Raw genomic sequence first — 12,992 nt, 5'->3', positions numbered from 1 at the left:
TTACGTTCAGGTGAATAGTGGGGCATGGTTGTCCTCTGAAAAGTTCAGGCGACAACTACCCTGACACATAGGGATGGCAGTCAGTATATAAACGAGAAAAGAGCCTTGAAGCGACGACTGCCGGGAGTTGTTTTTCTACAGGCTCGTTATGGCATGTGAGGCAATTTGAACTTTTTCATTTTCTGGTCAATAGTCTAGTATCAAGTTTAAACCGCGACATTGATTTTCCTCCTGCCAACTTACCCACTCTTCATTGACGAAATTTCAGTGGATTCACGTTTGATATCCTCAAATACAGCGTCAATGACCAAATCTATCCCTGACAAATATGAGGTCCAGGTGTTCTCAGCGGGAATGTCAATTTCGAGTTTACCTATTCCGTTAAGTAATATTTTGTTCGGTGGCCAGCAATCATCGAACCAACCACACCCGTCTGCCAAGTCAGTCCAGCCTTTGGTTAGATACAGTTGAATTCCTGAAACGGGCAATTTGGGGTAGAAACCTTCCGCGCGGAATCGTAGTTTATCGCCAACCTGGCTTCCTACAATTACAAGGTTTTGTGGGGTGAGGTGTTTAAATTGACTTGCCGCGATAATACCTGCAGAAAAGGTGTTAGGCCCTACGATCAGGTATATGCGGCCATTTTCCTGTGTGGCATCGGCTATGGTTCGGACAATTGGGAGGACTTTCGTGTAGTCACCTCCACGGTTAAAGCGGAAATCCACGATGTAATGTTGAGCCTGCGACTTAGTACCAAGCTCTAAAATTCGCTGCTCAAATTCATCGAGAGTTTCTGTTTTGTCGGCAAAGCTCGCATTCATTCGAACGTAGATTGCATCGTGCTCAGGCAGCTCGCGTAGCAGATACAGCTTGTCGCTTTCCTGGAGGTATAGGGGGAGGTGATCACCTTTGCGTAGTACGGATGTCCAGCCTTTGGTGGCGAAGCTTTCATCTTCGGGAAATGCGTTTCGGAATTCCCAGAAGGGGTCGCCGGGCTTGGTTTCGTTCTCAGCTGTGAGTTGTACGCGCGATTCGACGTTATCGGGGCTCAATGTGCGTATTTCTACGGATCCTTTGGTTACTGTAGCGCCGAGTAATGACAGTGCGCTGGGTGCAGAATAGAGAAACTCACTGCGATACTTCCGCCAGCTCTCGGTGCCACCACCGGTGAGAACCATTGTGCTGGGTAGTAGTTCTTCCGGGGTTTTTCCGCCGAGGGATAGCACGCGTTGCCCGAGTAAGGCGCTGTGGTCCGCGCGTGCTTTTACGATGATGAGCCCGTCAGAGGTCCAGTGAAAGCGTACCGGAAGCCGGTGCATTTTCGTGGTCAGTGCGGTGGTGTGGGCGTTCTCGAAGACAGAGAGGGCCTGTAATACAAGTAAGGTGAGGTCATCTTCCGACTGCGGCGCGGGGGCGGACTCTACGATCTGATTGAACTCTGCGGCCTGCTCTGGGGTGATGTCTTTTTCGTTGGCGAGGACGACTTGCTTGAAGTACTCCAGATCTGAGGCCAGTGACCCAGGGGATTCAACTTGCGGTATTTGTGGCTTTTCGAGCATCTGAAGTCCGCCAGCGGAAAAGAACAGTCCGGCGAGTAACAGGTTGAAGAGTACATAACCGATGACGATTTTTTTAAGGGTGCGCATAGTTTTCCATTTCCTTCGGCGCTGGTGGTGAGGCATTCTGCTGCTCAACTTTTTTAACCGTTGATTGGAGCCATTCCATAAATAGCGAGAGTCGTTTCGACAGCTGACGATGGGTCGGGTAGAGCAGTGATACTGGCATCGGTTCAGCAGGTTATTCGGTGAGAACGGGTATCAGCGCTCCGCTGTTTAGGTGTTCCACAATACCGATCTTTGGTAGCTGTGCAATACCCAGGCCAGCCAATCAATTGGCGAGATACCGGCCTGTGGTATTGGCTGCAAGTGCGCTGGGCATGGGTTGCTGGTAAACCTCTCCACTTTCCGGTATTCGAATGTTGCCGGTCGATTACCAATTTTTTTCGAATAATCAATGAGTTAATACTGCTGGAGATCATGGAGAGTCTGTGGAATACCATGGCGGAAAATCAGTTCCCGTCTGTTAGGACACTTACACGAACCAGCCATCCTAGTAGAAGGGGCAGCACCACCGTAGAAGCGAAGCGGCTCGGCATATCCACTCGCAGGATTTCGTGAACGTCTGATTCCTGAGGTGGGAACTGGCTCTGTAGGGCCTCCAGTTCAGCGAGAATTGCCTGACATTAATGGTATCGGAGTTGATATGTGTATCAGCGACAGTCTTCTGGCTAGGCTGGTTTCAGTGTTGACGAGTTTAGGAGAAACAGGTGGGTAGATCGGCACTGATTACCAGCGGGACTCGTGGCCTTGGTGGTCAGTGATTCAGCGGATTTGGTGACCGGGCAGCGCGTGTAAGTCTCGGGTGGAATGTTTCTGTTGCCGGTTTCGTGCATTCAAAAGGGAGGCTTGCTGGCCGCGTGAAACTTGTCGCTCACATCACCTGACAGCGCTATGTTGTCCGGGTCTAGCAGCATAACCGGTGAGCCGGGGGCCAGTTCGAAGTTGTTCAGATCCGCCCAGATAACATTTGGGCTGGTGGTCAGTTCAAAGAAGTACCGTCGGTCGGTCAGATTGATTGCCGTGCGGTACTCGGTGTTATAAATACCGAACCCCTTGTAGGGGGCCCCGAAGGGAACCGAGACATTGCGTGCGATGGCGAGGATTGCGGCAATGGCCTCTCGTTCATTGGCTGGCTTTGGCAATATTGCGGAATAGTAGCTGGCGCGCTGGAAACGATCGACGGGATTTACATTTCCTGGCAGCGGCGTGTCACTGCTGGGGTTGGAGTAGTCCTGTTTTTTCAGCAGCGCCAGTTGCTCGTCATAGGTCGGATCGTTGGTCATCACCCGATACTGCTTGCCGTGATGAACCAGCAGTTTGCCGTCGATAAATTCAAGCACCGCGGAGTCGCCACTGGCATCTTCGATCGCCAGGTGCACCGTGGCTTTGTGTCCCTGGGCTTCCGTCATCACGATCTGGATCTGTTCCATCAGCCCCAGTGCTTCCTCGACGCTGGCCGCGTTATCTAGCAAATATTGCAACCAGAGTCCGGCCTGTACACCCGGACGCTTGGGGTCCCGTGGTCCGAAGTCGGTGGCATTGAGGTACAGCAGGTGACCACTCAGGCCTTTCTCATTCAGGCCGTCCGCGGTGCCAATGCCATAGATCGTCGTCACCAAACTGCCGTATTTTGAGGTCCACTGGGCTGGGTTGTCTTTTACCGTCACAGTATCTCCGGTGCGGCCACCATCACGCGCCATTCCCCGAGGCAACACCGTCAAAACCGGCTCGGTCGACTCCGGCCAGTCCATTGTGCGGCCAACAACCACGGCCAGGCCGTTGTCATTCCAGAGCACTCGGGTGCAGGCTTCGGTGGGCTGTGTCAGGGTCGCGAAGATCAGGGCCGAGAACAGCAGGCTGTAACATACAGGTAGGAGTTTCAGGTTCAGCATCGACGGTACCTCTTTGGGTGAAGTGTAGTAAACGTCGGTACTGTTTTCTGGGTCCTCGCGGTTAATAGAGCAAGAAGGAATGGGATAGTCGCCAGCAACGAATCCCCGGCTGAGCTAGCGAATAAATCGTACCCAGCGCCAAAGGCGCAATATGTCCAGCAGAGCCCCCGCCACATAGGTGAAGGCACAGGCTTTCAGTACGCTGTGGGCTTTGCCCATCAGGTGCGCCGGCAGGTAGCCTTCCCGCAATATGGGCAGGGCCTTATTGAAGCTCGCATCGTACTCTTCCGGCAGTATCGCCACGTACATCAATACTGAAGCCAGCATGGTGATCACCGCGATCACACCTATCCACAGAAAGACGACCGGTGATTTGATCAGCAGTGTAAGAATAGGGGCGGCGATCAGAATGGTGCCGCCGATCTTCTGGATCTGCCCGGCCCGACCCAGGTATTTGTCCCGCAGCTTGGAGATGGGCTCCTCGCGGCAGAACTGCATCGCATGGCCGACCTCATGAGCGGCCACCGCCACTGCCGTTACCGATTTGCCGTGGTACACATCCGGGCTGAGGGCCACAACCCTCTCCGACGGCGAGTAGTAGTTCTGATCCTTGCCGGCCTCAATGACCTTTACTCCCTCGAGTTGAAATCGCTCGATCAGGTGTTCGGCCAATTCCGCGCCGGAGCCCGGCATATCGCCGACCTCAGTGGAGTGTCGCCATAACACATAGCGCACCCATAGTTGCGGGCCTGCGATCAGGGCGGTGATGGCTAGAGTGGCAAGTATGTATGGCATTCGGCGCGATTCAGTAGATGTTAAGCCTGGTCGCCAGAAGGTAGCTCCTACATGGCTGTTTTTGCAATGCTTCTAACGCTGGAGCGAATTCGTATTAACTCTTGGATCTGGCGACAATCTCACCGATCAGATCTTCAGTAAACAAGGATTTGGACAAGTAGTGCCTGCCACCGGATTTCGCCGCAATGATCAACCCCAAATCTGTCTCAATGACATCCTCGATATCTGACCATGGCAGTGCAGTCTGTGTGTGCTCGCTCTGAGTCGTTATCCCGCGTTCGTCGACAATGACGGTCACTTCACTACCCGCGCTTTTGCCCCACATCTGCCGCGCCAGCCACCAGGCGCGTCGGAAGCGGATATGCAGAAGCTCCAGAATCGCAAAAGCGATGAGCATATAGCCCAATACCCGGGGCTGATCGGTAAAAATCAGTGATCCTGCACCTGCAGCCAGCATCAGGGCCGGGAACAGGTAGTTGGGCTTGGCACCTTTTCCATAGGGGAGGGACTGATCAAAACATTCGGCCAGGTAATCCCTTGATAGGGTGAATTGTTTTTTGAAAGGCTGCATGCAGAAAAGTGTTCTTTGTATGCCGAGGTGGGGGATTATTGTACAGGCAGGCGACGTGATTTCCGATAGGGGCCAATACGTTGCCGTGCGCGATCAGGGGTCATCATCGAATTCGAGTGCCAGCCTGCGCGCCCGCCAGTAGCGATTTTTCCAGTAGTAATCCTGCATGTGCGAGATGGTGACGCCTTTGGACACGGAGGCGTGCAAAAACTTGCCATTCTCGATGTAGATCCCCACGTGTCGTCCCCTGCGGCCCGTCCTGAAGAATACCAGGTCGCCCGGGCGCAACTGGCCCTGATTGATGGCCTCTCGCCACCGCCTGATACCGGGTAGTGCGCGGCAGTTCAATCCCCATATGGTCGCGGTAGATAAGGTAGACCAGTGCCGAGCAGTCGATCCCACGCCTGCTCATGCCCCCCAGTCGATAGGGGATGCCCTTCCACTCCTGATGCTGCTGGTACAGGCTTTCCGTGAGCAAATCAGTCGGTGAGGGGGTAGGCTTGGACTTGGATGGTTTCGCGGGCTGCAGGCGTTCGTTGGCGGGGTTATGTGAGGTGCTGGCGGTGTCTTCCGACGACGTCTGATCGGGGGCCATACTGCAACCGGCCATTGTGAGGATCGTAAGGGAATAGGGCAGCAGTAGTCTTCTTTTCATTGGGGTACATCGATGCCATCACAGCAAACCGCGTCCGCGAGTCGACGGGCGAGGTTGGTTTTGAGGATGGCACAATGGTACCGGTGCTAGCTGAATCGGTGCTGAACCGCGCAGCCTGATGGAAATTTGAGGGGCTGCAGTTCCTGCCAGACTGCGTGCCTTTTCTGTTTGTTTTTGAACTGTATATCAAGTGGAGTGGCGCCGGAGGTAGTAGCGGGCGCATAGCAGTGGGTCGACGATAAGGGGTTAGGGCAATAGGAGGTCTCAAGATAAAGACGGTTTCGGTGTTAATACATTATACTGAACACTGCTTTCATCGAAGTCTTTCTGCAGTAGCCCGAATTATTTCAAGCTGTTTTTCTTTGGTGAGAGTAAGGCTCTTGGGAGTGCCGTCATCGAAGGTCGACGACACCTCGTACGCCGCTATATTCCCTGTGGATTGCAGCAATTCATACGCTTTCTTGTCGTCTGTCACACTCAGGTCCAGCGTCCTCGCGCGTAACCTCGATGTTTTCATATTGGCCAATCGATATCGTCCATCCTGTTCTCGCTCCAGATAGACCAAGAATTCCTGATCAAATTTCAGGGGGAAGCTGCAGTACGCTCGTTGCTGAACAACCTCTATCTTTTGATGAGCGTGAATGCCACCTTTAAATGGTTCGATAACGTGAAAAATATAATGCCTTTCGCCTTCCATTTCGTCATTCGATAACGCGCTTGTTCTGGACTCCATCAGGAAGCCATGGAACACCACATCGGCCGACGTTATCTCTGCCTCTTCCAGGGTTAACCCCTCCTCAATCAATTTCCATGGAACGATAGGGCTACACGCATTGGCGTTCGATGCGATTAATAACAATAGGGTGGCGATAAAATAACGAATCATTATTGGCTCAAAGGGCGCGTAATGGATTTGCTCGGCGCCAATACCCTCTCTTAATTCTTCCTGCTTTTTCTGCTATCCCTGACCAGATATGACTTCCCTGGCCCTCGCTTTAACTCAAACAGATCAATGGCTCGGAGCAAGTTACCTGTGCACCTAGAATAAAAAAAGCGGGCTTTCGCCCGCTTCAATACCTCTCATCCTGTGAGCGACTCTTTCTTGTAGTAAATCCTTTTCTACAGTCGATGTGTTCTCAGTGCGTTACCACTGCAGCGCACCACCGGTCTGGTATTCGATAACCCGCGTTTCGAAGAAGTTCTTCTCCTTGCGCAGGTCCATGATCTCGGACATCCACGGGAAGGGGTTCTGGGCACCCGGGAACTGTTCTTTCAGGCCCAGCTGGCTCAGGCGGCGGTTGGCGATGAAGTGGAGGTATTCCTCCATCATGGCCGCATTCATGCCGAGTACGCCGCGGGGCATGGTGTCGCGGGCGTAGGCCACTTCCAGTTCCATACCTTCCAGGATCATCTGGGTGACTTCCTGCTGGAACTTTTCGGTCCACAGGTGCGGGTTTTCCAGTTTGATCTGGTTGATGACGTCGATGCCGAAGTTCAGGTGCATGGACTCGTCGCGCAGGATGTACTGGAACTGCTCGGCAACGCCGGTCATCTTGTTGCGGCGGCCCATGGACAGGATCTGGGTGAAACCGCAGTAGAAGAAGATGCCTTCGGTCACCGCGTAGAAGGCGATCAGGTTGCGCAGCAGTTCCTGGTCGGTTTCTGCGGTGCCGGTCTTGAAGTTGGGGTCGCTGATGGAGCCGGTGTGCGCGAGGCTCCAGGCGGCTTTCTTGGCGACGCTGGGTACTTCGCGGTACATGTTGAAGACTTCGCCTTCGTCCATGCCCAGAGACTCTACACAGTACTGGTAGGCGTGGGTGTGGATGGCTTCTTCAAAGGACTGACGCAGAATGTACTGGCGGCATTCGGGGTTGGTGATGTGGCGGTAGATGGCCAGCACCAGGTTGTTGGCTACCAGAGAGTCGGCGGTGGAGAAGTAACCCAGAGAGTATTCCACGATGCGACGCTCGTCCTCGGTCAGACCGTTGGGGTCTTTCCACATGGACACGTCTTTGTTCATGTTTACTTCCTGCGGCATCCAGTGGTTGGCACAGCCGTCGAGGTATTTTTGCCAGGCCCAGTCGTACTTGAACGGTACCAGCTGGTTCAGGTCGGCGCGGCAGTTGATGATGCGCTTTTCGTCTACCTGGATACGAGCAGCGCCCATTTCCAGTTCTTCGAGGCCCGGGGCCGGATCCAGGTCATTTACGGCGGCGCGCGCGGCTTCTACGGCAGAAGAGGGCGCTGCGGTGGACGTGGAATTGGCTTGGGCCGCGGTCGATGCCGGGGCACTGCTGGCGCTCTCTACCTGGTAGTTAGCGCTGGGTTCGGTGACTGCCTGCTGCTCGGATTGCAGTGCACCCGGCACCGGTTGCGGTTCGGCTTTCTTGGGCTCTGGCTTGGCTTGTGTGTCGATATCGTCCCAGCTCAGCATGACTTCCCCTTATCTTTTTCCGTGCGATGCCCCATTGGTAATGGGGCATCCAAAGTATGTTTCGTGTGCGACCTGCACCCGGCCCGGGTTTGACTCTTTTGTTGAGTTTTTGCCCGATGCCGGGGCGGCGCTTATGGTCTTGGTTGCGTGGAGGCCGCTGCTGCCAGTGGCTCCACGCGGTGCTCTCCCCCGAGAGTCTTTTTAGCTTGTAACGTCAGCTTGTAACCAGCGCTTACTGGCAGGCTTCGCAGTCCGGGTCGTCCAGAGAGCAGGCTGCGGGTACGGCTGCTGGTGCTGGCTCTGCCTGTGGCGCTGCCGGTGCGGCGCTGGCAGCGGAGGCGCCGCCGGCGCTTACTGCGTTCAGGGTGCCACTGTTCACGGTGGATTTTTCCGTGGTGGTGGCGGCCAGTGCGCGCAGGTAGTAGGTGGTCTTCAGACCGCGGTACCAGGCCATGCGGTAGGTCAGGTCCAGCTTCTTGCCGTTGGCGCCGGCGATGTAGAGGTTCAGGGACTGGGCCTGATCGATCCACTTCTGACGGCGGCTGGCGGCGTCCACGATCCAGCGCGGCTCTACTTCAAACGCGGTGGCGTATTTGGCTTTCAGATCGGCCGGTACGCGGTCGATCTTTTGCACGGAACCTTCGTAGTACTTGAGATCGTTGACCATCACCTTGTCCCACAGGCCGCGGGCTTTCAGGTCGTGTACCAGGTAGGGGTTCACTACGGTGAATTCGCCAGACAGGTTCGACTTCACGTACAGGTTCTGGTACGTGGGCTCGATGGACTGGGATACGCCGGTAATGTTGGCGATGGTGGCGGTCGGGGCGATGGCCATCACGTTGGAGTTACGCATGCCCTGGCTCGCGACTTTTTCGCGCACCAGATCCCAGTTCAGGGTGCTGCTGGTGTCCTGGTCGATAAACTGCTCGCCGCGGTTCTTGGCCAGGATTTCAATGGAGTCGATCGGCAGGATGCCCTGGCTCCACAGAGAGCCCTCGTAGCTGCCATAGGTACCGCGCTCTGCCGCCAGGTCACTGGAGGTGGAGATGGCGTAGTAGCTGATCGCTTCCATGGTGGTGTCGGCGAAGGCGACGGCTTCATCACTGGAGTAGGAGATACCGGCCTTGTACAGCGCGTCCTGGAAGCCCATCAGGCCCAGGCCCACCGGGCGGTGACGCATGTTGGACTGGCGCGCGGTTTCCACGGAGTAGTAGTTGATGTCGATAACGTTATCGAGCATGCGCACGGCGGTCTTCACGGTGCTTTCCAGCTTACCCATGTCGAGGGTGCCGTCTTCAGCGATGTGCTGGGACAGGTTTACGGAGCCCAGGTTACATACCGCGATCTCGTCGTTGGCCTTGGTGTTCAGGGTGATCTCGGTGCACAGGTTGGAACTGTGTACCACACCGGCGTGCTGCTGCGGGCTGCGCAGGTTACAGGCGTCCTTGAAGGTGATCCAGGGGTGGCCGGTTTCAAACAGCATGCCCAGCATCTTGCGCCACAGGTCCACCGCGCGCACTTTCTTGTGCAGTTTCAGTTTGCCTTCGGCCACCAGTTGCTCGTAGTGGTTGTAACGCTCTTCAAACTTGTCACCGAACAGGTCGTGCAGGTCCGGGGTATCCGCCGGGGAGAAGAGGGTCCACTCCTTGTCTTCGAATACGCGCTTCATGAACAGGTCCGGTACCCAGTTGGCGGTGTTCATGTCGTGGGTACGGCGACGGTCGTCACCGGTGTTCTTGCGCAGCTCAAGGAATTCTTCGATGTCCAGGTGCCAGGTTTCCAGGTACGCGCACACGGCGCCCTTGCGCTTACCGCCCTGGTTGACTGCCACTGCGGTGTCGTTGGCCACTTTCAGGAAGGGCACAACACCCTGGGATTTGCCGTTGGTGCCTTTGATGTAGGAACCGAGAGAGCGCACTGGCGTCCAGTCGTTACCCAGGCCGCCTGCCCACTTGGACAGCATGGCGTTGTCCTGGATGGCACCGTAGATGCCGTGCAGGTCGTCCGGCACGGTGGTCAGGTAGCAGGAGGACAGCTGCGGGCGCAGGGTACCTGCGTTGAACAGGGTCGGGGTGGAGCTCATGTAGTCGAAGGAGCTCAGCAGTTCGTAGAACTCGATGGCGCGCTCGTTCGGCTTGTCTTCATTGATGGCGAGGCCCATGGAAACGCGCATGAAGAACAGCTGCGGCAGTTCGAAACGCACTTCGTTGGAGTGCAGGAAGTAGCGGTCGTACAGGGTCTGCAGGCCGAGGTAGGTGAACTGGTGATCGCACTCGGGCTTGATCGCATCGCCGAGTTTTTCCAGGTCGAAGTTGGCCAGCGCCGGGTCCAGCAGTTCCAGCTCGATACCTTTGGCCACGTAGGCGGCCAGGGCAGGCTTGTACAGGCTTTCCATTTCTTTCTGGGTGGCGGACTCGGCCACGTCCAGGAAACGCAGGGCTTCACTGCGCAGTTTGTCCAGCAGCAGGAAAGCGGTAGCGTAGGTGTAGTTGGGCTCTTGCTCAACCAGAGTGCGCGCGGTGATCACCAGTGCGGTATTGATGTCAGTTTCGGAAACGCCGTCGTAGAGGTTTTTCAGCGCTTCGTTCAGGATCAGGCCGGCGTCCACATCGGTCAGGCCTTCGCAGGCTTCGCTGACGATGGTGCGCAGACGCTCCATGTCCAGCGGGACCAGTGAACCGTCTTCCATCTTTACGCGGATACTCGGATGGGTATCGGTGGACTGGGCCACAGCGGTGGCTTTTTCTTTCTCTTTTTCAGCGCGTAGGCGGGCGTGCTCTTCGCGATAGAGAACGTAGTCGCGAGCGATCTTGTGCTCGCCGGCGCGCATCAGTTCCAGCTCGACCTGGTCCTGAATCTCTTCGATATGGATGGTGCCGCCGGAAGGCATACGGCGCTTGAAGGTGGCGCTGATCTGGGCAACCAGGTCGGCCACGCGCTCGTGGATGCGGCTGGAGGCTGCAGCGGTACCGCCTTCGACGGCGAGGAATGCTTTGGTAACAGCGACGGAGATTTTGCTGTCGGCGTAGGGCACCACGGTGCCGTTGCGCTTGATGACGCGAATCTGACCGGGGGCGGTGGCAGCCAGTGAGGTGTTGCTGCTGGCCTGGTCTGTTACCGAATCCTTGGTAGTGCCATTTGGCACAGACTGGGAACGCCCTGTCTCTGTGTGCATGAATTTCTCCGTAAGTTTTCGTGCGTGTCGGGGTCGACTGCCTGGGTTTTTGCTCTGATTCTTCAGTGTGTCGGCTTGTGGCCTTAAATTTTCTCGCGATCGATCTTTCGCCACTCAGCACAGTTTTTATGCGAATCGTAATGATTCCACAGGCACAAGTAGCGGCGGCGAAGCCGTGGCTTCGCTCGGATAACTCTTGTGGGGTACTGCTTTGATACTGCGTTTGGCTTGGGCGTTTGCTCCAGGCGTCACTTTCGCGCTGAAGGAGCGAAAAGTGGATAACCTGCCAAGCCAGCTAGTTGATGCGATAGAGTACAGACACTATATGTTGTGGTTGATCTGCTGGCGCAGAAAGTCACATTGCGCCATTTTCCCCGATGTCGCCTGGGCTACATCTGGGGGCTGCCAAGTGCTTAAACCCAATATATTGGGGTCCGATCTCGAATGAGCAACAAGATAATGCGGTTGGGGGGGTAATTCAAGGCGGATAACTACGGAGTTACTTGTGGATAATTTGTGGGTAGACGGTGCTAGGTTGAATTCTATTCCCCGGCAGCGCCCGCCATTACTGGCTGGGTATAAAAAGTAAACAGTGGATGGCGTGCTATCCACAATTTAAGAATATTTTTTAATAGTAAACCCGTCTCAAATTAAGCCCGGCAATAACAATTCCCAGTTGTGTATTCCCTGATCAAACCGGCACCAGTAGGTCGATTTGGGCGTCAGGCCATTTTCGATCATGTGGGGAATTATTGCTGTTGGGTTACAGCGCGATTGTGCGCCGTTGCTGTGGCATGTGAGGTTGGACAGCGTGCAGCCTGTGGACAAGTTGCGTTCTTTTGTCCTTGTCAGAGGAAGTGGCGCCAGCCTCTCGGGGCTGAGAGGCTGGCGCTCAACGGTGGAGGGGCTGAGGGAATCAGTTGCTGTTGTCCAGCAGGAATTCCATCAGCGCCTTCTGCGCGTGCAGGCGGTTTTCCGCCTCGTCCCAGACCACGGAGATTTTCTCATCTTCCAGCAGTTCGCCGCTGACTTCCTCGCCGCGGTGTGCGGGGAGGCAGTGCATAAAGATGGCGTCCTGGTTGGCATGGCTCATCAGCTCGTGGTCCACCAGATAACCGTCGAAGGCTTTGAGGCGGATCTGCTGTTCGGTCTCCTGGCCCATGGAGGCCCACACATCGGTGGCAACCCAATCGGCACCGGTGACCGCCTCTTTCGGGGTACGCACGACTTTTACCCGGTCTTTGGCACGGGCGAGGATGGTCTCGTCCGGGTCATAGCCCTCCGGGCAGGCGATGCGCAGTTCAAAGTCGTACATCAGCGCGGCGTTGATATAGGAGTGGCACATATTGTTGCCATCACCCACCCAGGCCACAGCCTTGCCTTCCGGGCTGCCGCGGTGCTCCACATAGGTCTGCAGGTCCGCCAGCAACTGGCAGGGGTGGTAGCTGTCGGACAGGGCGTTGATGACCGGCACCTTACTGTATTCTGCGAAGCGCTCCAGCACGTTGTGTCCGAAGGTGCGGATCATCACCATGTCCACCATGCGTGAGATAACCCGCGCGCTGTCTTCGATGGGCTCGCCGCGGCCCAGCTGGGTATCGCGGGGGGACAGAAACAGGGCGCTGCCGCCCATCTGTGCCATGCCGGCCTCGAAGGAAACCCGGGTGCGGGTGGACGATTTTTCAAAAATCATTCCCAGCACCTTGTTGCGAAACGGCTCGCTGGCGATGCCCTGGTTGCGCAGGGCCTTGAGTTCGATGGCGCGCTCAATGACTGCGCGCAGCTCTTCCCGGCTCAGGTCGGGCAGGGTGAGAAAGTGTCTGACTGCCATATTGATATCCTCTTAATTCC

Annotated in this window: 8 protein-coding genes and 1 pseudogene; all 9 read right to left on the bottom strand. The window is 55.8% G+C overall.

What is annotated here, in order from left to right:
* Positions 1 to 239 precede the first annotated feature (239 nt).
* Positions 240 to 1,646 carry a hypothetical protein gene (locus AAFH99_RS13410; protein ID WP_406827965.1) on the bottom strand — a complete coding sequence of 469 codons (1,407 nt, stop codon included), beginning with the start codon at positions 1,644 to 1,646 and terminating at the stop codon, positions 240 to 242.
* Positions 1,647 to 2,452: 806 nt separating this feature from the next.
* Complete coding sequence (locus AAFH99_RS13405) at positions 2,453 to 3,511, bottom strand: linear amide C-N hydrolase (RefSeq protein ID WP_406827964.1); 1,059 nt, start codon at positions 3,509 to 3,511, stop codon at positions 2,453 to 2,455.
* Between the two features lie 114 nt (positions 3,512 to 3,625).
* Positions 3,626 to 4,306 carry a zinc metallopeptidase gene (locus AAFH99_RS13400; protein ID WP_406827963.1) on the bottom strand — a complete coding sequence of 227 codons (681 nt, stop codon included), beginning with the start codon at positions 4,304 to 4,306 and terminating at the stop codon, positions 3,626 to 3,628.
* Positions 4,307 to 4,400: 94 nt separating this feature from the next.
* Positions 4,401 to 4,877 (bottom strand): YcxB family protein, encoded by a 477-nt coding sequence (locus AAFH99_RS13395; protein WP_043315441.1) that lies wholly within the window; start codon positions 4,875 to 4,877, stop codon positions 4,401 to 4,403.
* A 93-nt stretch (positions 4,878 to 4,970) separates the two neighbouring features.
* A pseudogene (locus tag AAFH99_RS13390) lies at positions 4,971 to 5,232 on the bottom strand (NlpC/P60 family protein).
* Positions 5,233 to 5,845: 613 nt separating this feature from the next.
* The gene (locus tag AAFH99_RS13385) at positions 5,846 to 6,418 is read right to left on the bottom strand and encodes a hypothetical protein (protein WP_406827962.1); all 573 of its coding nucleotides are present in this window, start codon (positions 6,416 to 6,418) and stop codon (positions 5,846 to 5,848) included.
* A gap of 258 nt (positions 6,419 to 6,676) precedes the next feature.
* Positions 6,677 to 7,966: a ribonucleotide-diphosphate reductase subunit beta gene (locus AAFH99_RS13380; RefSeq protein WP_043315448.1), complete on the bottom strand. Its 1,290-nt coding sequence runs from the start codon at positions 7,964 to 7,966 to the stop codon at positions 6,677 to 6,679.
* A 232-nt stretch (positions 7,967 to 8,198) separates the two neighbouring features.
* Positions 8,199 to 11,141 carry a ribonucleoside-diphosphate reductase subunit alpha gene (locus AAFH99_RS13375; RefSeq protein ID WP_406827961.1) on the bottom strand — a complete coding sequence of 981 codons (2,943 nt, stop codon included), beginning with the start codon at positions 11,139 to 11,141 and terminating at the stop codon, positions 8,199 to 8,201.
* A gap of 916 nt (positions 11,142 to 12,057) precedes the next feature.
* Positions 12,058 to 12,972: an ornithine carbamoyltransferase gene (gene argF / locus AAFH99_RS13370; protein WP_043315452.1), complete on the bottom strand. Its 915-nt coding sequence runs from the start codon at positions 12,970 to 12,972 to the stop codon at positions 12,058 to 12,060.
* Positions 12,973 to 12,992 lie beyond the last annotated feature (20 nt).

Source organism: Microbulbifer sp. ARAS458-1 (assembly GCF_045348205.1).
Classification (GTDB): Bacteria; Pseudomonadota; Gammaproteobacteria; order Pseudomonadales; family Cellvibrionaceae; genus Microbulbifer.
This window is presented reverse-complemented; position numbering and strand designations above follow the sequence as displayed.